The sequence below is a fragment of the Geodermatophilus amargosae genome (assembly GCF_041028265.1).
Classification (GTDB): Bacteria; Actinomycetota; Actinomycetes; order Mycobacteriales; family Geodermatophilaceae; genus Geodermatophilus; species Geodermatophilus amargosae_A.
Genome location: NZ_JABGCW010000010.1, coordinates 154,378 through 173,530 on the forward strand (window position 1 = coordinate 154,378; position 19,153 = coordinate 173,530).

Annotated in this window: 17 protein-coding genes; 5 read left to right on the top strand and 12 right to left on the bottom strand. The window is 75.8% G+C overall.

Going from position 1 to position 19,153, the window contains the following annotated elements:
- Positions 1–11: 11 nt before the first annotated feature.
- The 5 genes from HLV61_RS13810 to HLV61_RS13830 are packed head-to-tail and all read right to left on the bottom strand — an operon-like array spanning position 12 to position 4,817.
- Positions 12–1,157 carry a branched-chain amino acid ABC transporter permease gene (locus tag HLV61_RS13810; RefSeq protein ID WP_369256332.1) on the bottom strand — a complete coding sequence of 382 codons (1,146 nt, stop codon included), beginning with the start codon at positions 1,155–1,157 and terminating at the stop codon, positions 12–14.
- The gene (locus tag HLV61_RS13815; protein WP_369256334.1) at positions 1,154–2,038 is read right to left on the bottom strand and encodes a branched-chain amino acid ABC transporter permease; all 885 of its coding nucleotides are present in this window, start codon (positions 2,036–2,038) and stop codon (positions 1,154–1,156) included. The genes HLV61_RS13810 and HLV61_RS13815 overlap by 4 nt, the downstream gene beginning before the upstream one ends.
- Complete coding sequence (locus HLV61_RS13820) at positions 2,035–2,778, bottom strand: ABC transporter ATP-binding protein (RefSeq protein WP_369256336.1); 744 nt, start codon at positions 2,776–2,778, stop codon at positions 2,035–2,037. The genes HLV61_RS13815 and HLV61_RS13820 overlap by 4 nt, the downstream gene beginning before the upstream one ends.
- On the bottom strand, positions 2,775–3,572 hold the full coding sequence (locus HLV61_RS13825; RefSeq protein WP_369256338.1) for an ABC transporter ATP-binding protein: 798 nt from the start codon (positions 3,570–3,572) through the stop codon (positions 2,775–2,777). Before HLV61_RS13825 ends, HLV61_RS13820 begins: the two co-directional genes overlap by 4 nt.
- Before the next feature lie 24 nt (positions 3,573–3,596).
- Positions 3,597–4,817, bottom strand: coding sequence for a substrate-binding domain-containing protein (locus HLV61_RS13830; protein WP_369256340.1), 1,221 nt, complete (start codon positions 4,815–4,817; stop codon positions 3,597–3,599).
- Positions 4,818–5,034: 217 nt separating this feature from the next.
- On the opposite strand from HLV61_RS13830, the gene HLV61_RS13835 reads away from it, so the two are divergent.
- Positions 5,035–5,877 carry a tyrosine-protein phosphatase gene (locus HLV61_RS13835; protein WP_369256342.1) on the top strand — a complete coding sequence of 281 codons (843 nt, stop codon included), beginning with the start codon at positions 5,035–5,037 and terminating at the stop codon, positions 5,875–5,877.
- A 71-nt stretch (positions 5,878–5,948) separates the two neighbouring features.
- Here HLV61_RS13835 and HLV61_RS13840 read toward each other — a convergent pair whose 3' ends face one another.
- The 3 genes from HLV61_RS13840 to HLV61_RS13850 all read right to left on the bottom strand — a co-directional run bounded on the left by HLV61_RS13840 (position 5,949) and on the right by HLV61_RS13850 (position 10,251).
- The gene (locus HLV61_RS13840; RefSeq protein ID WP_369256344.1) at positions 5,949–8,051 is read right to left on the bottom strand and encodes a diguanylate cyclase domain-containing protein; all 2,103 of its coding nucleotides are present in this window, start codon (positions 8,049–8,051) and stop codon (positions 5,949–5,951) included.
- Between the two features lie 227 nt (positions 8,052–8,278).
- On the bottom strand, positions 8,279–8,431 hold the full coding sequence (locus HLV61_RS13845; RefSeq protein ID WP_369256346.1) for a hypothetical protein: 153 nt from the start codon (positions 8,429–8,431) through the stop codon (positions 8,279–8,281).
- A 137-nt stretch (positions 8,432–8,568) separates the two neighbouring features.
- Positions 8,569–10,251 carry a putative PEP-binding protein gene (locus tag HLV61_RS13850; RefSeq protein WP_369256348.1) on the bottom strand — a complete coding sequence of 561 codons (1,683 nt, stop codon included), beginning with the start codon at positions 10,249–10,251 and terminating at the stop codon, positions 8,569–8,571.
- Between the two features lie 185 nt (positions 10,252–10,436).
- On the opposite strand from HLV61_RS13850, the gene HLV61_RS13855 reads away from it, so the two are divergent.
- From HLV61_RS13855 to HLV61_RS13870, 4 genes are read left to right on the top strand one after another with little or no spacing between them, the layout of a single operon-like run.
- The gene (locus HLV61_RS13855; RefSeq protein WP_369256350.1) at positions 10,437–11,204 is read left to right on the top strand and encodes a DeoR/GlpR family DNA-binding transcription regulator; all 768 of its coding nucleotides are present in this window, start codon (positions 10,437–10,439) and stop codon (positions 11,202–11,204) included.
- Positions 11,201–12,232: a 1-phosphofructokinase family hexose kinase gene (locus tag HLV61_RS13860; RefSeq protein ID WP_369256352.1), complete on the top strand. Its 1,032-nt coding sequence runs from the start codon at positions 11,201–11,203 to the stop codon at positions 12,230–12,232. Before HLV61_RS13855 ends, HLV61_RS13860 begins: the two co-directional genes overlap by 4 nt.
- Before the next feature lie 18 nt (positions 12,233–12,250).
- Entirely contained in the window at positions 12,251–14,365 is a 2,115-nt protein-coding gene (locus HLV61_RS13865; protein WP_369256354.1) for a PTS fructose transporter subunit IIABC, read from the top strand.
- 50 nt (positions 14,366–14,415) lie between these two features.
- Positions 14,416–14,676 carry an HPr family phosphocarrier protein gene (locus tag HLV61_RS13870; protein ID WP_369256356.1) on the top strand — a complete coding sequence of 87 codons (261 nt, stop codon included), beginning with the start codon at positions 14,416–14,418 and terminating at the stop codon, positions 14,674–14,676.
- A 103-nt stretch (positions 14,677–14,779) separates the two neighbouring features.
- Here the strand turns inward: HLV61_RS13870 and HLV61_RS13875 are convergent, their stop codons facing one another.
- From HLV61_RS13875 to HLV61_RS13890, 4 genes are all read right to left on the bottom strand, one after another.
- Positions 14,780–15,247 carry an SRPBCC family protein gene (locus HLV61_RS13875; protein WP_369256358.1) on the bottom strand — a complete coding sequence of 156 codons (468 nt, stop codon included), beginning with the start codon at positions 15,245–15,247 and terminating at the stop codon, positions 14,780–14,782.
- A gap of 87 nt (positions 15,248–15,334) precedes the next feature.
- On the bottom strand, positions 15,335–16,513 hold the full coding sequence (locus HLV61_RS13880) for an AGE family epimerase/isomerase (RefSeq protein WP_369256360.1): 1,179 nt from the start codon (positions 16,511–16,513) through the stop codon (positions 15,335–15,337).
- Positions 16,514–16,598: 85 nt separating this feature from the next.
- A complete protein-coding gene (locus HLV61_RS13885) occupies positions 16,599–18,098 on the bottom strand; it encodes a dihydrolipoamide acetyltransferase family protein (protein WP_369256362.1) in 1,500 nt (499 codons plus the stop codon).
- A gap of 1 nt (position 18,099) precedes the next feature.
- Entirely contained in the window at positions 18,100–19,080 is a 981-nt protein-coding gene (locus tag HLV61_RS13890; protein ID WP_369256364.1) for an alpha-ketoacid dehydrogenase subunit beta, read from the bottom strand.
- Positions 19,081–19,153: the final 73 nt, after the last annotated feature.

Below are 19,153 nucleotides of genomic sequence, written 5' to 3' on the forward strand. Positions count from 1 at the left end.
GGCAGCAGCGGTCAGACGCCGTCGCGGGGGCCGCCTGCGCCCACGCCCACCCCGCGCGACGCCGTCTCCCGCAGCTGCTCCACCACCCGGCCGGGCGGCGTGGCACCGCCCGTCGGTGCGGCGGGACGGCGGCCGGAGCGCCGCTCGCGCAGCCGGGCGACCAGGCCCGCGATGCCGCCCGGGACGAAGAAGACGACCAGGACGAACAGCGACCCCAGCAGGAACAGCGGCTCGGACAGCGGCACCCGCAGCCACGCCGGCAGGTCCTGCACCGCCGCCGAGGACGCGAGGTCGGTGAGCCGGCTGTCCAGGTAGGTGTAGAGGACGCCGCCGAGCACCGCGCCCCACCGGCTGCCCGCGCCGCCGAGCACGACCATCACCAGCAGGCCGAGGGTGAAGTCGGCCGTCGTCGTGCGGGGCGTGGAGCCGCCGAGCAGCAGCAGGTGCACCACCCCGCCGAGCGCGGCGAGCAGGCCGGCGAGCACGAAGACGACCAGCTTGAACGAGTAGGGCCGCAGTCCCAGCACCTCGACGCGGCGCTCGTTCTCCCGGATCGCCTGCCACACCCGCCCGGCCCGCGAGCCGGTCACCCACGCCACGACGACGTAGACGACGGCGAGGTAGGCCAGCGCCAGCCAGTACAGGTTCACGGTGTTGAGCACGCCGACGAACGCGTCGGGGACGTTCGAGCGGTCCAGCGCCAGGCCCTCCTCGCCGCCGGTCAGCCCGCCGGGGTCGCGCAACACGACGATGGACCCGACCTGCGCGATGGCCAGCGTGACCATCGAGAAGGCGATGCCCGACACCCGCAGCGCCACGGCGCCGACCAGCAGCGGCAGCACGACGCCGACCACGGTGGTCAGCGCGAGCGCCGCGCCCAGTCCCCAGCCGAGCTCGGTGAGCGCCAGGTTGGCCACGTAGGTGCCGGCCGCGAAGTACAGCGCGTGCCCGAACGACAGCAGACCGGTGAAGCCGAACAGCAGGTCGTAGGAGAGCGCGACCCCGCCGAAGACGAGGCACAGCGCCAGCAGCTGCAGCGTGCCGGGGCTGTTGAGGACGCCGTCGAACAGGCCCGGCACCTGCAGCGTCGAGAACGGCAGCACCGCCAGGACGACGAGCACCACCAGCGGCGCGAGCCGCGTCAGCTTCCGGCTCATGCCACCCTCGCAGTCAGCCCGCCGGGGCGGGTCAGCAGGACGACGGCGAGCAGCAGGACGACCGACAGGTCGCCCACCCCGCTGGCCGCGTAGTAGTTGGCGAACTGCTGCACCAGGCCCACCAGGACCGCGGCCATCGCGGCGCCGGTGATCGAGCTCATCCCGCCGATGACGACGACGATGAAGGCGAAGATCAGCAGCGAGGTGCCCTGGCCCGGCGAGATCGAGCCGAGGTAGACCCCGCCGAGCGCCCCGGCCAGCGCCGCGAACGCGCCGCCGATGGCGAAGACCAGCGTGAACGCCCGGCGGACGTCGATGCCGAGCGCGGTGACCATCGACCGGTTCTCCACGCCGGCGCGGATGACCAGGCCGAAGCGGGTGTAGCGGAGGAAGGCCAGCACCGCGAGCAGCACCACGACGGCACTGCCGATGAGCAGGAACCGGTCGTTGGGCACGCTCGCGCCGAGCAGCGACGTCGTCTCCTTGGCCCAGGCCGGCGCGGGGAACGGCCGCGGGTCGGCGCCCCAGATCGCCCGCACCAGCGCGACCAGCGCCAGGCTCAGCCCCACGGTGACCAGCACCTGCTCGATGTGCCGCTCGTAGAGCGGGCGGATGAGCAGCAGCTCGACCAGCGCGGCGACGACCGTGCCGACGGCCACCCCGACGGCGACCGCGAGGACGAAGCCCCAGCCGCCGGCGCCGGCGCCGGGCAGGTTCTCCGCGGCCCACCAGGTGCCGTAGGCGCCGATGGTGAGGAACGCGCCGTGGGCGAAGTTGAGCACGCCCATCAGCCCGAAGATCAGCGAGAGGCCCGACGCGACGAGGAAGTACAGCGCCGCGAGGCCGAGGCCCGTGACGGCCAGCAGGACGACGGTGCTCATGCGTGCGCACCTCCGCTGGCGGCGACGCCCAGCAGCTCGCGGGTGCGGTCGGCGTCGGCCATGAGCTCCGCCGCCGACCCGCTCCACACCGCCCGGCCCTGGTCGACGACGACGGCGTCGGTGGCCATGCGGCGCACCACGGACAGGTTCTGCTCGACGAGCAGCACCGTCACCTCCTCGGCGACCCGGGCGAGCACGTCGGCGACCTCGGCCACCAGCAGCGGCGCCAGGCCCTTCGTCGGCTCGTCCACGAGCAGCAGCTGGTTGTCGTTGAGCAGCAGCCGGGCGATCGCCACCATCTGCTGCTGGCCGCCCGACAGCGTCCCGGCCAGCTGCCGGCTGCGCTCCGCCAGCTCGGGGAACAGCTCGTACACGCGGTCGGGGTGGTGCGCGGAGTCGCGCCGCTCGGCCAGCGTGAGGTTCTCGGCCACCGTCAGCCCGCCGAAGACCTCCCGGTCCTCGGGCGCGTAGCCGACGCCGAGCCGGACGACCTCGTGGGTGCGCCGGTCCGAGAGCCGGTGCACCCGCCCGCCCGCGTCGGTGAGCTCGATCGTGCCGGTGGCGGGCACCAGCCCCAGCACCGACTTCACCGTCGTCGTCTTGCCGGCGCCGTTGCGGCCCAGCAGCGCGGTCACCCCGCCGCGGCGGACGGTGAGGTCCACCCCCTGCAGGATGTGCGACCCCGACAGCCGCACGTGCACGTCGGACAGCCGGAGCAGCACCGGCCGGTCGGCACTCACAGCTGGTCTCCCAGGTACGCCTCCTGGACAGCGGGGTCGGCGGTCACCCGCGCCGGGGTGTCCAGCGCCAGGAGCGAGCCGTGGTGCATGACGGCGACCCGGTCGGCCAGGCCCAGCAGGACGTCCATGTGGTGCTCGACCATCAGCACCGTCCGGCCCTCCTCGCGGTGCACGTCCGCGATGACCTGCGTCAGGCCGGCCACCTCCTCGGTGCTGACCCCGGCCATCGGCTCGTCGAGCAGCACGACGGCGGGGTCGGTGGCCAGCAGGATCGCCAGCTCGAGCTTGCGCTTGTCGCCGTGCGACAGGGAGCCGGCGAGGACGTCGCCGCGCGCGGCCAGCCCCACGCGGGTCAGCGCCCGCTCGGCGACCTCGAAGGCCCGGTCGGAGGCGCGCACCCGCTGCCAGAACCGGAGGCTGCCGCCGAGCCGGGCCTGGGCCGCCAGGCGCACGTTCTCCCGGACGCCGAGGCCCGCGAACACCGACGAGGCCTGGAAGGTCCGGCCCAGGCCGCGGCGGGCCCGCGCGGCCGGGCTCGCCGCGGTGACGTCGACGCCGTCGAGGGTGATCGTCCCGGAGGTGACCGGCAGCAGGCCCGACAGCAGGTTGAACAGCGAGGTCTTGCCTGCCCCGTTCGGGCCGATCACGGCGACGAACTCGCCAGGGGCGACGTCGAAGCCGACGTCGGAGACGATGACCGCGCCGCCGATGGCGCAGGTCAGTCCGGCCACCCGCAGCACCGGCTCACCCGCGGGGCGGGCGGCCGGTGCCGGGGCGGGCAGGGAGGTGGTCACTCTCGCCGTCCTCCGCAGATCCGGTCAGGCGGTGGCGACCGGCGGCGCGGTGGCCTCCGGGTCGAGGGTGTCGACGACGACCGGGACCAGCTCGCCGCCCTGCTCCTCGAGCCGCGCCTGGAACATCGGCTGCAGGAGCGCGTGGTCCTCCTCGCGGATGGTCAGCTGGCCCTTGACGCCGTCGAACTCCCAGCCCTCGAGCGCGTCGATCATGGCGCTGACGTCGTCGCCACCCTCCTGGAGCGCGCGCACGACCATCTGCGCGGCGGTGAAGCCGTCGGGGGTGAACAGGTCGACCGTGCCGCCGGCCTCCTCGACCCGCTCGGTCATCGCCTGGCTGACCTCGTTGTCGACGGCCTCGGCGAAGAAGTGCGACAGGTAGTCGACCTGCGTGGCCTGCGCGCCGTAGGTGGCGTAGCTGGCGCGGATGTCCAGGCCGGTGACCACCGTCGTCGAGTCGAGCACGCCCTGCTGGCCCATCGCCTGCCACATGGCCGGCGCGCTCTCCCCCGCCCAGGCGACGAAGACCAGGTCGGCACCGGCGTCGCGGGCCTGCGAGGCGAACGGGGTGAGGTCGGTGGCGCTGGCCGGCACCAGCAGCGGGGTGACGGTGGCGCCCGCACCGCCGAGGACCGCGGTGACGGCGCCGACGTTGGCCTGCCCGAAGGCGCTGTCCTGGGCGAAGACCAGCACGTCCTTGCCCTGCGCGTCCCCGATGAACGACTGCGCGGTGAGGATGTCCTGGTAGGTCTGCCGGCCCGAGCGGAAGGTGTTGTCGTTGACGCCGGTCACCGCGTCGGTGGCGGCGGGGCCGGAGATGAACAGCACGTCGTTCTGCTCGGCCAGCGGCGCGACCTGGGTGGCCACGCCCGAGGCGGTGGAGCCGGCGAGCACCTGCACGCCCTGGCCGATGAGGTCGGTGGCCTCGGCGACGGCCTTGGCGGGGTCGCCGGCGTCGTCGCGCTCGACGACCTCGATCGGCCGCCCGTCGACCTCGCCGCTGCCGTCGGTGGCGTAGTCCAGGCCCGCCTCGAAGCCCTGCAGGTACTGCTCGCCGTAGGTGGCCAGCGGCCCGGTGGCCGAGTAGACGAGCCCGACGCGGATCGGGTCCCCCTCCCCGCCGGAGTCCCCGCCGCTGCCTCCCGACGAGGCGGCGGTGGGGCTGCCGCAGGCGGCGACCGACAGGGCCAGCGCGGCCCCCGTGGCGAGGACGGCGGTCCGGGACCGGTGACGGGGACGCGACATGGCGGGCTCCTCGGGTTGTGCGGCGGTGCACGGCGTACTCCGGACGATCCCGTCCGGGGTGGTCTGCACCACACCGTAGGAAGTCACCTCCCGAGTGCCCATGTCGGTCGCTCCCACAGCCACTCGGAAGGGTGTGGGTGACCGCCACACCGGAGGCGCCCCCGTCCGGTTCCCGTCCCGTCGCCTCCCGGCCGGATGCGCGTCGTACCGTCGGGGCGTGACCTCGACCTCCCCCGACGACCTGCGTACCGGCCGCTGGCTGCGGCTCGACGGGACGACCAACACCCGCGACCTGGGTGGCCTGCCGACCACCGACGGCGGCACGACGGCGTTCGGCCGCGTCCTGCGCAGCGACAACCTGCAGACCCTCAGCGACGACGACGTCCGGCACCTGGTGGAGGGCCTGCACCTGCGCGAGGTCATCGACCTGCGCACCACGGCCGAGGTGCTGCTCGAGGGGCGCGGGCCGCTGCGCGGGGTCGAGGGCGTCACCCACCGCCACTTCAGCCTGCTGCCCGAGCGGGGCCACCACACCGACGTCTTCGCCGTCGAGGAGGACGAGGTCCCCGAGCTGCCGGTCGGCTGGGCCGAGACGCTGCTCCCGCGGCAGACCACCGAGGCCGACGAGGTCGAGCCGCCGGCGGTGCGCTCCTACCTCGGCTACCTGCACCACCGGCCCGAGAACGTGCTGGCCGCGCTGCGGGCGGTCGCGGCCGCGGACGGCGCGGCGGTCGTCCACTGCGCGGCGGGCAAGGACCGCACCGGCGTCGTCACGATGTTCACGCTGGCCGCGGCCGGGGTGCCCGACGAGGAGATCGTGGCCGACTACGCGATGACCGCCGACGTCATCGACGCGCTGGTGGCCAAGCTGCGGCAGTCGCCGACCTACGCCGAGGACATGACCCGCCGCGAGGTCGCCGTCCACACGCCGCGGGCGCAGACGATGCGCCGGCTGCTGGAGATCCTCGGCGAGCGGCACGGCGGGCCGCTGGGGTGGCTCGAGGAGAACGGCTTCGGCGCCCGCGAGCAGGCCGCCCTCCGCGCCCGCCTCCGCGAGTGATCACCACGCGCTGACGGTGGTCCCCGGGGTCGCGGGGACCACCGTGGACGCGTTCTCGTCCCGGGCGGGCGCTACTCCGACGTGCGGGGAGCCCGGGCCGGCGGGCGGTCGCGGTGCTTGTGGCGGTACATCGCCGCGTCGGCCTCGCGCAGCAGATGCTCGGCCGTCGCGGACGGGTCGTCGCCGCGGCCGGTGTGCACGGCGACGCCGGTGCTCGTGCCCACGGGCACCGGGATGCCGTCGAGCCGGAACGGCTCGGCGAAGGCCGTGGCGACCCGGCCGACGACCGCCTGGGCGTCCGCCGGGGACGCCAGCCGCGGCAGGAGCACCGCGAACTCGTCCCCGCTGAGCCGGCCGACGGTGTCGCCGGGGCGGACGGCGGCGCGCAGCCGCGCCGACACCTGCCGCAGCAGTTCGTCGCCGGCGGCGTGGCCGAGCGTGTCGTTGACCGCCTTGAACCGGTCGAGGTCGCAGAACAGCACGCCGACGGACCCGGACGGCGCGACGGCGGCGAGCGCCTCGACCAGCCGCTCGCGGAACAGCAGGCGGTTGGGCAGGCCGGTCAGGGCGTCGTGGCTGGCCTGGTGCCGGACGGTCTCCAGCAGCCGGGCCTTCTGCAGCGCGGTGGAGGCCTGGTCACCCACACCGCGCAGCCGGGCCAGGACGTCGGCGTCGAGGGCACCGCTGACCTCCCCGTCGGCCCAGCTCGCGGTGACCACGCCGAGGACGGTCGTGCCGGCGAGCAGGGGGACGGCGACGACGTCGGTGAGCAGCAGCGCGGCGAGCAGGTCGCGCATCGGGGCGCTGGCGCCGGTCGCGCTGATGATGCGCGGCTCGCGGTCGGTGAGGATGCCGAAGACCTCCGGGACGTCGCCGGCCCGCAGGGTCGCCGCCCGCAGCACCGCCTCCTGCTCGGGCGGCAGGCCGGCGCAGGCCGACGCGCGCAGGACCGCCTCGGCCGGGTCCCAGAGCAGGACGCCGGAACTGCCGCATCCGACGATGCCGGGCAGTGCCCCGGCCACCACGGCGCTGATCTCCCGGGCCTCGGCCGCCGAGGCCAGTTCGTGGGCGAGGTCGAGCAGGGCGCCGGCGCGGCGGGCCTCCGACCGGCTGTCCTCGAGGGCGAGGACGAGGTCCAGCGCTGCGGCCGCGTGGCCGGCGTAGGCGGCGAGCATGGCCCGCTCGTCGCCGAGCCCACCCTCGCCGGGACGCCGCAGCGCGGCCAGCCGGCCGTGGGTCCGGCGGGCGGAGGCGACGTCCACGGCCACCGCACCCGGCCCCAGGTCGTCCCCGGCGAGCAGCCGTGCGACCAGCAGCGGCACCTCGTCGGGGTCGAGGCCGGAGCTGTGCACCAGCGGGGGGCCCCCGTGCGGCGCGGAGACGGCGAGCAGGTAGGCGGGCGCGAGGACGGCGGCGGCGGCGCGGTCGACGATGCGGCGCAGGACGGTCTCCAGGTCCCCGCCGTCGACGAGGTCGGTGGCCGCCTCCTGCAGGTTCCGGACCTGGCTGCGGAGGGCGGCCAGCTCCGGGTCGGCCGAGGCCGGGCCCCCGCGGCGGCGCGACCACCGGCTGCGCCGGTCCCAGGTGAGGGAGTAGACGCACGCCTCGGCGCCGGAGGACTCGCACGCCTCGTGGACGACGCGGGCGGGCGGCAGGCCGAAGATGGTCGGGACCATGCTGATCAGCCCGCGCGCGTAGTCGCAGTCCAGCCGCGAGTGCACGTAGCCCTCGTGCAGCCGGTAGCGCAGCGTCGCGGAGGTGGCGTCGGAGGCGAGCACCTCCATGGTGGAGGTGGTGGTGAAGTTGGCGACGGCGCGCGGCAGCCGGGCGTACACCTGCCGCGGGGAGCCCATGGCGCGCACGAGGACCACGACGGAGGGGTTCATGCCCGTGCGCAGCGAGTCCGCGCCCATGCGGAACATGACACCGGGGTCGCCCAGGACCTCGGTGGCCGCGGTGAACAGGCGGATCCGCGTGTCGTAGCTGGTCCAGGTCGAGGGCTGCGCCAGCTCGGCGGCCGTGAACGGCACCCCGGCCCGGCGGAGGGTCTCCTCGACCGCCGCCTCACCGGCGTGCTGCCGGACGAACTCCAGGACGAGGGCCGTCGTCGCCCCCGACGTCTCCCGGGCCTCCGCCGGCCGTGCCTGCCGGTCCGCCGGCCGCGCTGCGCTCACCTGGGCACTGTCGGCACCGTTCCGGTGCGGGTTGAGTGCGCCGGCCCGGACCGGCGGCCCACTCCCCCGCACGGGGGAGCCACCCCGGACAGCAGTCGGCCCCGGGCTGCGGGTGCAGGCCGGGGCCGTGCGCTCCAGGCGCCCCCCTCCCGGGGAGGACGGGGCGGCCCTCCTGCAGGGCCCCGCCCCGAGCGTCGGCGAGGGGTGGGGGCAGGAGGGTCCTTACATCAGACCTCGCGGGTGAAGAACGAGCTGCTGTTGGCCATGGTGAGCAGCTCGTCGCGCATCGCGGGGCTGCCGGTACGGGCGAGGGCCCGGTCGATGGCCCGCCGCGTGCGAGCCGCCTGCCGACGCTGGCGCCAAGTGGTCCCGATGGACATGTCCGTGTCTCCCTCTTCGGTACGTCGTCGTCCTACACCCATAGCAAAGCAGGTGAGAGCCTCAGTATTCCGAAGGATCGCAGGGATGACGGTGTGATGTCCGACGATCGTTCACCCGTCGGAGGGGGGTGGGCCACTCACCCGCGGGTGAGCACCCCCCGTGCCGCGGCCCGTGCCGCCCGCGGGTCGTCGGCGGCCAGCGCGGCAGCCGCGGCGTCCCGGCAGGCGGCGAGGTCGGCGGTGGCCAGGCGCGCGCCGACACCCGCCACCGCCGAGCCGGCGCAGGACAGCGAGGTCACGCCGAGCCCGACCAGCACGCAGGCGAGCAGCGGGTCGGCCGCGGCCTCGCCGCAGACACCCACGGGCCTGCCCGCCCGCCGGCCCGCCGCCGCCGTCGTCTCCACCAGCGCCAGCAGGGCCGGCTGCCAGGGATCGGTGAGGTCGGAGAGGTCGGCGGAGAGCCGGTCGGCGGCCAGCGCGTACTGCGACAGGTCGTTGGTGCCGATGGACAGGAAGTCGACGTGCCGCAGCAGCCGGTCGGCCAGCAGCGCGGCCGAGGGCACCTCGACCATGACGCCGGGCACCAGCCCGCGCTCGCGCACCCGGGCGGCGAAGTCCGCGGCCTCGCCCTCGGTGGCCACCATCGGCGCCATCACCCACGGCGCGGCGCCGGTGCGGCGCGCGGCCTCGGCGACGGCGTCGAGCTGGCGGTCGAGCAGGCCGGGGTCGCGGCGGGCGATCCGCAGCCCGCGGACGCCGAGCGCCGGGTTGGCCTCCTCGGGCGGCGTCGCGAACTCCAGGGGCTTGTCCGATCCGGCGTCGAGGGTCCGCAGGACGACCCGCCGGCCGGCCGCGGCCTCGAGGACGTCGGCGTAGCCGCTCGCCTGCTCCTCGACGGTCGGCTCGGCCGCCCGGCCGAGGAAGGCGAGCTCGGTGCGGAACAGGCCGACCCCCTCGGCGTGCGCGCGCAGGGCGGCCCGCGTGCCGTCGCCGTCCTGGACGTTGGCGTACACGGGGACCGCCACGCCGTCGCGGGTGGTACCCGGCCCGGCGTACCCGGCCAGGGCCTCCGCCGCCCGGCGTGCCGCGGCGAGCTGGCCGGCGGCGGCCTCCGGGTCGGGGTCGACGGTGACGGCCCCCTCCTCGGCGTCGAGGAGGACCGTCGCACCGGCCGGGACGGCGTCGAGTCCCTCCACCGCGACCACCAGGGGCAGGCCGAGCTGGCGGGCGATGATCGCGGTGTGGCTGGTGGTCCCGCCCAGGCGGGTGGCCAGCCCGACGATCCGCGCGGGGTCGAGGCCGGCGGTGTCGGCGGGCGCGAGGTCGTCGGCGAGCAGGACCGAGGGTTCCGCGGGCGAGGGGACGCCGGGCTCCCCCTGGCCGGTCAGCTCGGCGACCACCCGGTCGCGGACGTCGCGCACGTCGGTCACCCGCTCGGCCATCACGCCGCCCAGCGAGGTGAAGACGTCGACGAACTGCTGGGCGGCCTGCACGGTCGCCACGGCGGCCGGGACGCCGGTGGCGATCCGCTGCTCGACCGCGCCGAGCAGCCCGCGGTCGCGGGCCATGCCGGCGGTCGCCGACAGGACCTCGGCGGTCATCCCGGTCGCCGCAGCGGCGCGCTCGGCCAGCCGGCCGGCGACGGCCTCGGCGGCCGCGGTGAACCGCGCCCGCTCCTCCTCGCGCGCCGCCTCCGGCAGCGGGTCGAAGGCCTCGGCGGGCAGGAGGACCGCGCCGGAGGGGCGGACGACGGGGCCGAGGACCACGCCGGGGACGACCGGCGTCCCGGTGAGCACGGTGCGGGCGGCGGTGGTGGACATGCGGACCTCACGTCGGTCGGAGGGAGAACGGGCGCCGGACCTCGTCGTCCGTGACCAGACTCACCAATTGGTGTTGACTTGTCAACGTAAGCCACGTAGAACAACACAGACACAAGTCCGGTCCCACACGATCGGGCACACTGCGGGGCCGTCGAGGTCCCGCGCACCGACCGAGGGGATGGACGGTGTACGCCGAGGAACGCCAGCAGGCCATCGCCACTCTCGTCGCCGAGCAGGGGCGGATCGCCGTCACCGCGGTGGCCGAGCAGTTCGGTGTCACCACCGAGACCGTGCGCCGGGACCTCGCCGTCCTCGAGCGGGCGGGTGTCCTGCGGCGCGTGCACGGCGGTGCGGTACCCGCCGCGGCACTCACCCTCGTGGAGACGGCGCTGGCCGAGCGCCACTCCACCCGCGCCGAGGACAAGCGCAAGATCGCCGCGGCCGCCCTGGACCTGCTCCCCGGCCGCGGCGGCAGCCTGCTGCTCGACGGCGGGAGCACCACCGCGGCGCTGGCCGACGTGCTGCCGTCCGACCGGTCGCTGTTCGTGGCCACCAACTCGGTGCCCATCGCCGCCCGGCTGGCCAACGCGCCGGGGGTGACCCTGCACGTGCTGGGTGGCCGGGTGCGCGGACTGACCCAGTGCGCCGTGGGTGAGACGCCGGTGCGGGCGCTGGCCGACCTCCGGGTCGACGTGGCCTTCCTGGGCACCAACGGCATCACCCCCGGCCACGGGCTGACCACACCGGACGAGGCCGAGGCCTCGGTGAAGCGCGCGATGGTGCGCGCCGGGCAGCGGGTGGTCGTGCTGGCCGACAGCAGCAAGCTCGGCCGCGAGCACCTGGTCCGCTTCGCCTCCCTGGACGACGTCGACGTGGTGGTCACCGACGGCGGGGCCGAGCCGGCCGTCCTGGACCACCTCGAGTCCTCGGGCGTCGAGGTCGTGGTCGCGTGAGCGGCGACCGCGCGCGCGGGGGACGGGTGGTCACGCTGACGGCCAACCCGAGCCTGGACCGCACGCTGGCGCTCCCCGGCCCGCTGGCCCGCGGCGGGGTGGCCCGCCTGGGCACGAGCTCGACCGAGCCGGGCGGCAAGGGCGTCAACGTCGCGCGGGCGCTGGCCGCCGCCGGCGCCGACGTCGTCGCCGTGGTCCCGGCCGACCGGACCGACCCGCTGGTCACCGCCCTGACCGCGCTCGGGCTGCCCCTGCTCACCGTGCCCACCGGCACCCCGGTGCGCACCAACTACTCGCTGACCGAGCCCGACGGCACCACCACCAAGCTCAACGAGCCGGGCACCGCCCTCGGCGGGGACACCCGGGCCGCGCTCGCGGCCGTGCTGACCGGTGCGGCGGCCGACGCCCGCTGGGTGGTGCTCTCCGGCTCCCTGCCGCCGGGCACGCCCGCGGACTGGTACGCCGAGCTGGTCCGGGCGGTCCGCCCCACCGGCGCCCGCGTCGCGGTCGACACCTCCGAGGCGCCGCTGCGGGCGCTGCTCGCCGCGGGGCCCGACGCGGCGCCGCACCTGCTCAAGCCCAACGCCGAGGAGCTCGCCCAGGTCGCCGGCACCACCGAGGCCGCGCTGCTGGCCGACCCGGCCGCCCTGCGCGCCGCGGTCGAGTCGCTGCACGCCGGGGGCGTCGCCGAGGTGCTGCTGACCCTCGGTGGCGACGGCGCGGTGCTCTCCACGGCCGACGGCGTCTGGTCGGCGCGCCCGCCGCGCACCACCGTCCGCAGCACCGTCGGCGCCGGCGACTCCAGCCTGGCCGGCGCCCTGCTCGCCGACCTCGCCGGCGCCCCGCCCGCCGAACGGCTGCGGCGCGCGGTCGCCACCGGCTCGGCCGCGGCCGCGCTGCCCGGGTCCGCGGTGCCGCTGCCGCACCAGGTCGACCCGGCCGCCGTCGTCGTGACGCCCGGCCTGCCCGGGCCCGCGCCCACCACCGCCCCCGATCCCGTCGCGGCCGCCGGCCGCGACGTCCCCTGACGCCCCGGAAGGCCCGTCATGACCGCACTCATCTCCCCCGAGCTGGTCGTCCTCGACGCCGACCTGGGCTCCGACAAGGCCGCGGTGGTCCGCCGGCTGGCGGGCCTGGTCGCCGACGCGGGCCGTGCCACCGGCGCCGACGCCCTGGCCGGTGACGCGCTGGCCCGCGAGGCGCAGGCCGCCACCGGCCTGCCCGGCGGCATCGCGATCCCGCACTGCCGGTCGGCCGCGGTGACGCAGGCGTCCCTGGCCTTCGCCCGCCTGGCCCCGGGGGTCGACTTCGGCGCCGCCGACGGCCCGGCCGACCTGGTCTTCCTGATCGCCGCCCCCGCGGCCGGCGACGCCGACCACCTCACGCTGCTGTCCGCGCTGGCCCGCGCCCTGGTCCGGCCCGACTTCGTCGTCTCGCTGCGGGCCGCGGCCTCCCCGCAGGACGTCGTCGCGCTGGTGGAGGAGGTCGTCTCCCCGACGCCGGCCACCGGTGCGAGCGCGGCGACCTCGGTCCCGGCGCCGGCCACCGCGCCCGCCGCCGCTGCCGACGCCGCTGCCCCGGCCCGCCGCCGCATCGTCGCCGTCAGCGCCTGCCCGACCGGCATCGCGCACACCTACATGGCCGCCGACAAGCTCACCGCCGCCGCGCAGGCCGAGGGCGTCGACCTCGTCGTCGAGACGCAGGGCTCCTCGGGCGCCACGCCGCTGGACCCGGCGGTCATCCGCGACGCCGAGGCGGTCATCTTCGCCGTCGACGTCGGCGTGCGGGACCAAGAGCGGTTCGCCGGCAAGCCGGTGGTCCAGTCGGGCACCAAGCGGGCGATCAACGAGCCCGAGGTGATGATCCGCGAGGCGCTCGCGGCCGCCGACGACCCGGACTCCCGCCGGGTGCCGGGCTCCGCGGGCGGGGCCGCGGCCGCCGCCGCTCCGGCCGGCCGGCCGGGCACCGCCACCGAGGTCCGCCGCTGGCTGCTCACCGGCGTCAGCTACATGATCCCGTTCGTCGCCGCGGGCGGCCTGCTCATCGCGCTGGGCTTCCTCTTCGGCGGGTACCAGATCGTCAGCGCCAACCCCGACGTCGAGGGGCAGAACTACGCGCTGAGCTGGGTGCTCAGCAACTCGTTCTTCGACCTGCCGAGCGCCCCGGGGGTCGAGGGCCTCAACGACGGCTTCCTGGGCTACCTCGGTGCCGTCTGCACCGTCCTCGGCCAGGCCGCCTTCGGCTTCCTCGTGCCGGCCCTGGCCGGCTACATCGCCTTCGCCATCGCCGACCGGCCGGGCATCGTCCCCGGCTTCGTCGTCGGCGCCGTGTCGGTGAGCGTGGGCGCCGGCTTCATCGGCGGCCTGGTGGGCGGCATCATCGCCGGCTTCGCGGCCCGGTGGATCGCCTCGTGGAAGCTGCCCGCCGGTGTGCGCGGGCTCCAGCCGGTCGTGATCATCCCGCTGCTGGCCACGCTGATCTCCAGCGGCATCATGGCCGTCCTGCTCGGCCGCCCGCTGGCCGCTGCCCTCACCGGGCTGGGCAACTGGCTCAACGGCCTGACCGGCACCTCGGCGGTGCTGCTCGGGATCATCCTCGGCCTGATGATGTGCTTCGACCTCGGCGGCCCGGTGAACAAGGCGGCCTACGTCTTCGCCACCACCGGCCTGGCGGCCGGCAGCGGCGCCCCGCTGGTCATCATGGCGACCGTCATGGCCGCCGGCATGGTCCCGCCGCTGGCGATGGCGCTGTCCACCGCGGTCCGCCCGCGGCTCTACACGCCGGCCGAGCGCGACAACGGCAAGGCCGCCTGGCTGCTCGGCGCCTCGTTCATCTCCGAGGGCGCCATCCCGTTCGCCGCGGCCGACCCCTTCCGGGTCATCCCGTCGATGATGCTGGGCGGTGCCACCACCGGCGCGATCGTGGCGGCCAGCGGCGTGGAGCTGCGGGCTCCGCACGGCGGCATCTTCGTGTTCTTCGCGATGAACGGCGTCCTGATGTTCGTGGTCGCGCTGGTCGTCGGCACGATCGTCGGCGCCGCGGCCGTCACCATCGCCAAGAGCTTCGGCCGCCCGAAGGCCGACGCCGTCCCCGAGGACGCCGTCGACCTCGCCCACGCCCACACCGTCGCTCCCGCCGTCAGCGCGCCCGCGCGCGTCTGACACGGCAGGCTCGACCCCACCACCCACCCCGAGCAGCGAGGATCCCGCCCATGCCCAGTCAGACCGTCACCGTCGGCTCCCGGGTCGGCCTGCACGCCCGCCCGGCCGCGCTCATCGCCGAGGCCGTGGGCAAGGCCGGCGTCCCGGTCACCCTGGCCACGCCCGGCGGCAACCCCGTCGACGCCGGCTCGCCGTTGATGATCATGACGCTCGGTGCCCAGAAGGGCGCCGAGGTCACCGTCACCAGCGACGACGCCGCGGTGGTCGAGCGGATCGCGGGCCTGGTGGCCGCCGACCTCGACGCGGAGTAGCCCCCCGGACGGCGGGAACGGCCGTTCCTGCCGCCCGACCGCACAGACGACGGCGCCCGTCCCCTCCGAACGGAGGGGACGGGCGCCGGTGCGTCGGGGCCGGTTACGCCTGGTCGGGCCGCGGGACGTCGCCGCGCCAGGCGCCGGTCTCGTTGCCGCGGCTCTCGATGAACTCCTTGAACCGCTTGGCGTCGGCCTTGACCTGACGGTCGTCGAAACCGAGCGCGGCGCCGGCCTTCTCGACGAGCCCGGTGGGCTCCCAGTCGATCTGGATCATGACGCGCGTCTTGTCGTCGTCGAGGCGGTGGAAGGTGACGACGCCGGCGTGCTTGGCGTCGCCGCCGGTGCTCGTCCAGGCCACCCGCTCCTCGACGTGCTGCTCGGTGATCTCCGCGTCGAACTCACGCTTCACGCCGTCGATGTTGGTGATCCAGTGCGTGTGCGTGTCGTCGATCTGCGTGATGCGCTCGACGCCGCCCATGAACTGGGGGAAGGACTCGAACTGCGTCCACTGGTCGTAGGCGACCCGGATCGGGACGTCGACGTCGACGGACTCCTGCACGCTTGCCACGGGAACGCTCCTCTTGACTCGGGATGTCGCTGCGGTCCTCGCGCCCCTACCCCGGGTCCCGGGGGCGGACACACCGCAGCGCCGAGGTCAGCGCAGCGCCAGGGCCACGCTCCCCCGCACCGGCGCGTCCTCCAGCAGCAGCACCTGCGCCAGGTGGTAGGCGTCGGGCTGTCCGGCCCACGTGCCGGAGGCCACCTCCCCCGACGGCGCCAGCTCGTGGTGCCAGCTGCCGGTGGAGGGGTCGGCGAAGCGCTCCTCGCCGTGCGCCCGCCAGGCCGCGGCCAGGTCGGCGTAGCGGTCCTCGCCGGTGACCGCCCCGAGCACCGCGGCCGCGGCGATCCCCTCGCACAGCACCCAGTGCATCCGCGCCGTCACCACGGGACGGTCGTCCCAGTCCAGCGTGTACGGGAAGCCCGGCGTCCCGTCGGCCGCCCACCCGCGCCCGGCCGCGGCGTCGAACATCCCGACGGCGTCGTCGAGGAGCCAGGCGGGCGCGGCGTCGCCGAGCGCGGCGCGCAGGTGCAGGCACAGGCGGGCCCACTCGAACTGGTGCCCGACGGTGACGCCGTAGGGCCGGAACGGGTCGGCCGGCCGGTCGCGGTTGTGCTCGGGCAGCGGCGTCCACGCGGCGTCGAAGTGCTCGGGCAGCCGCCAGTCCCGCTCCCGCGCCCAGCCGTGCACGATCCGCCCGGTGCTGCGCAGTGCGTGCTGGCGCAGGCGGGCGGCCTCCCCGGCTCCGCCGGCCAGGGACAGGGCGTCGGCCGCGGCCAGCGTGGCCTCGACGCCGTGCATGTTGGCGTTGGCGCCGCGGTAGTCCGACAGCCGCGACCAGTCCGCGTTCCACTCCTCGACGGCGAGGCCCTCGGCGTCGTCCCAGAAGCGGGTGTCCCACACGGCCAGCGCCTCGTCCAGCAGCGCCCGCCCGCCCGGGACGCCCGCCACCGTCGTCGTCGCCCCGGCGAGGACGGCGAAGGCGTGCACGTACGCGCTCTTGGTGTCGTCGTCCTCGGCCGCGCGCCAGCCGCCGTCGACGCCGTCGTGCAGCGGCCCCTGCCGCAGCGCGTCCACCCCGGATCGGGCGAGGTCGTCGGCCCCCGGCCGGCCCAGCAGCTGCGCCAGCGCGAAGACGTGTGTCATCCGGGCGACGATCCAGGTCTCCTGCGGCCGGTCCGGCAGCACCGTGCCGTCGGCACCCAGGTAGCCGAAGCCGCCGCCGGGCAGCCGGGAGCGGGCCGCGAACGCCAGCAGGCCGTCGAGGTCGGTCATGGTCGCCCTCCTACCCGCGCGATCATGGCGGCGGAACCACCCGTCGGGCCGGATCCGCGGTCCCGGCGCCATGATCGCGGAGGGGTCAGAACGTGAGCGCCAGCCCGGGGTCGGACAGCAGCGCGCCGACGTCGGCGAGGAACCGGCTGCCCAGCTCGCCGTCGATGATCCGGTGGTCGAACGACAGCGCCAGTTGCGTCACCTGCCGGACGGCGATCCTCCCCTTGTGCACCCACGGCATCTCGCGGACGGCGCCGAAGGCCAGGATCGCCGACTCGCCGGGGTTGAGGATCGGCGTGCCGGTGTCGACGCCGAACACGCCGACGTTGGTGATCGTGATCGTGCCGCCGGTCATGTCCGCCGGCGCCGTCCGCCCCGCCCGCGCCGTCTCGGTGAGCTCGGTGAGCGCGCCGGCGAGCTCGGCCAGCGCGAGCCGGCCGGCGTCCTTGACGTTGGGCACGACCAGCCCGCGCGGGGTGGCCGCCGCGATCCCGAGGTTGACCTGCCCGTGGACGACGATCTCCTGCGCGGCCTCGTCCCAGGAGCTGTTGACCATCGGGTGCCGGCGCGCGGCCAGCAGCAGTGCCCGCGCCACGAACAGCAGCGGGCTGACCTTCACCCCGGCGAACTCGGGCCGGGCGGCGACCCGCGAGCGCAGTTTCATCGTCCGCGTGACGTCGACGGTCAAGAACTCCGTGACGTGCGGCGCGGTGAACGCGCTGGCCACCATCGCCGCCGCCGTCGCCCTGCGGACGCCCTTGACCGGGATCCGCTGCTCGCCGGCGGTGGCGGTGAGGGGTGCGGCCGTCGGGACCGCCGTCGGGGCGGTGGCCGGTGCCGACGCCGCGGCGGTCACGTCCTCGCGGGTGATGACCCCGCCGGCTCCGCTGCCGCTCAGCGCGGTGAGGTCCACGCCGAGGTCGCGGGCGAGCTTGCGCACCGGCGGCTTGGCCAGCGGTCTCGCCGAGCCGCGGCCCGGCGAGACCGGCCGGGAGGGGGCGGCCGCCTCGGCGCGGGCGTGCGCCTCGGCCTGCCGGCCGACCTCGAGACCGCCGTGGCGCATCGGCTTGACCGTCGCGTCGGGCGCGGTGGCCAGCAACGGCGGCCGCTCGGCGCCGCCCGAGCCGTAGTCCGCGCCCGGGACCGCCGCGGCCTCGGGTGCGACCGGAGCAGCCGCCGGAGCAGCCGCGGGCGCCCCCCGGCGCGGACGCCGGCGGGCCTCGGTGGTGCGCGGCCCGTAGCCCACGAGCACCGCCGTCCGCCCGCCGGGCGCCGCCCCGCCGATCAGGCCGGCGGCCGGCTCGGCACCGTCCCCGGACGGCGCCGCCGCGGGGGCGTCGCCGCCCACGTCGATGGTGATGATGGGCGTGCCGACGTCGACGGTCGTGCCGGCCTCGTGCAGCAGCTCGGTGACCGTGCCGGCATAGGGCGAGGGCAGCTCGACCGCGGCCTTGGCGGTCTCCACCTCGCACAGCGGCTGGTTGACCGTGACGGTGTCGCCGACGGCCACGAGCCACTGCAGGATCTCGCCGTCGGTCAGGCCCTCCCCGACGTCGGGGAGCTTGAACTGGCGCAGCTGCCCCATGTCAGAACCCCATCGAGCGGTCGACGGCGTCGAGCACGCGGTCGAGGTCGGGGAGGTACTCCTCCTCGAGCTTCGACGGCGGGTACGGGGTGTCGTAGCCACCCACCCGCAGCACCGGTGCCTCCAGCGAGTGGAAGCAGGTCTCCGTGACCCGCGCGGCGATCTCCGCGCCGAGGCCCAGGGTCACCGCCGCCTCGTGGACGACGACGCAGCGCCCGGTGCGCCGCACCGAGTCGAACACCGGGTCGAGGTCCAGCGGGGAGAGGGTCCGCAGGTCGACGACCTCGATCGAGCGGCCCTCCTCGGCCGCGGCCTCGGCGGCCTGCAGCGCCGTCTTCACCATCGGGCCGTAGGCCAGCAGCGTGACGTCGTCGCCGCCGCGCAGCACCCGCGAGGCGAACAGCGGGCCGGGGGTCGCGTCGGTGTCGACCTCGGCCTTCTCCCAGTACCGCCGCTTGGGCTCGAGGAAGACGATCGGGTCGGGGTGGGCGATGGCCTGCTGGATGCCCCAGTAGGCGTCGACCGGGTTGCTGACGGCGACCACCTTCAGGCCCGGGGTGTGCGCGAAGTACGCCTCGGGGCTCTCGCTGTGGTGCTCGACGGCGCCGATGCCGCCCCCGAAGGGGATCCGGACGACGATCGGCATCGGCAGCCGGCCGCGGGAGCGGGCGTGGATCTTGGCGACCTGCGTGACGATCTGGTTGTAGGCCGGGAAGACGAAGCCGTCGAACTGGATCTCGCAGACCGGCCGGTAACCGCGCATGGCCAGCCCCACGGCGGTGCCGAGGATGCCGGCCTCGGCCAGCGGGGTGTCGACGACGCGGTCCTCGCCGAAGTCCTTCTGCAGGCCGTCGGTGATCCGGAAGACCCCGCCGAGGCGGCCGATGTCCTCGCCCATGAGGACGACCTTCGCGTCGTCCTCCATGGCCCGGCGCAGGCCCAGGTTGAGGGCCTTGCCGATGGTCAGCATCTCGGTGCTCATGACTCGACTCCGCCCTCGTTCCGCTCCTCGGTCGCTGGCGCTCCCTGCGATGCTCGCTCGGGCGTCGTTCTCG

Bases quoted from the DNA above. Each gene is read 5' to 3' on its own strand.
- HLV61_RS13810 (WP_369256332.1), bottom strand. From the start codon at position 1,157: ATGAGCCGGAAGCTGACGCGGCTCGCGCCGCTGGTGGTGCTCGTCGTC.
- HLV61_RS13815 (WP_369256334.1), bottom strand. From the start codon at position 2,038: ATGAGCACCGTCGTCCTGCTGGCCGTCACGGGCCTCGGCCTCGCGGCG.
- HLV61_RS13830 (WP_369256340.1), bottom strand. From the start codon at position 4,817: ATGTCGCGTCCCCGTCACCGGTCCCGGACCGCCGTCCTCGCCACGGGG.
- HLV61_RS13845 (WP_369256346.1), bottom strand. From the start codon at position 8,431: ATGTCCATCGGGACCACTTGGCGCCAGCGTCGGCAGGCGGCTCGCACG.
- HLV61_RS13850 (WP_369256348.1), bottom strand. From the start codon at position 10,251: ATGTCCACCACCGCCGCCCGCACCGTGCTCACCGGGACGCCGGTCGTC.
- HLV61_RS13865 (WP_369256354.1), top strand. From the start codon at position 12,251: ATGACCGCACTCATCTCCCCCGAGCTGGTCGTCCTCGACGCCGACCTG.
- HLV61_RS13870 (WP_369256356.1), top strand. From the start codon at position 14,416: ATGCCCAGTCAGACCGTCACCGTCGGCTCCCGGGTCGGCCTGCACGCC.
- HLV61_RS13880 (WP_369256360.1), bottom strand. From the start codon at position 16,513: ATGACCGACCTCGACGGCCTGCTGGCGTTCGCGGCCCGCTCCCGGCTG.
- HLV61_RS13885 (WP_369256362.1), bottom strand. From the start codon at position 18,098: ATGGGGCAGCTGCGCCAGTTCAAGCTCCCCGACGTCGGGGAGGGCCTG.
- HLV61_RS13890 (WP_369256364.1), bottom strand. From the start codon at position 19,080: ATGAGCACCGAGATGCTGACCATCGGCAAGGCCCTCAACCTGGGCCTG.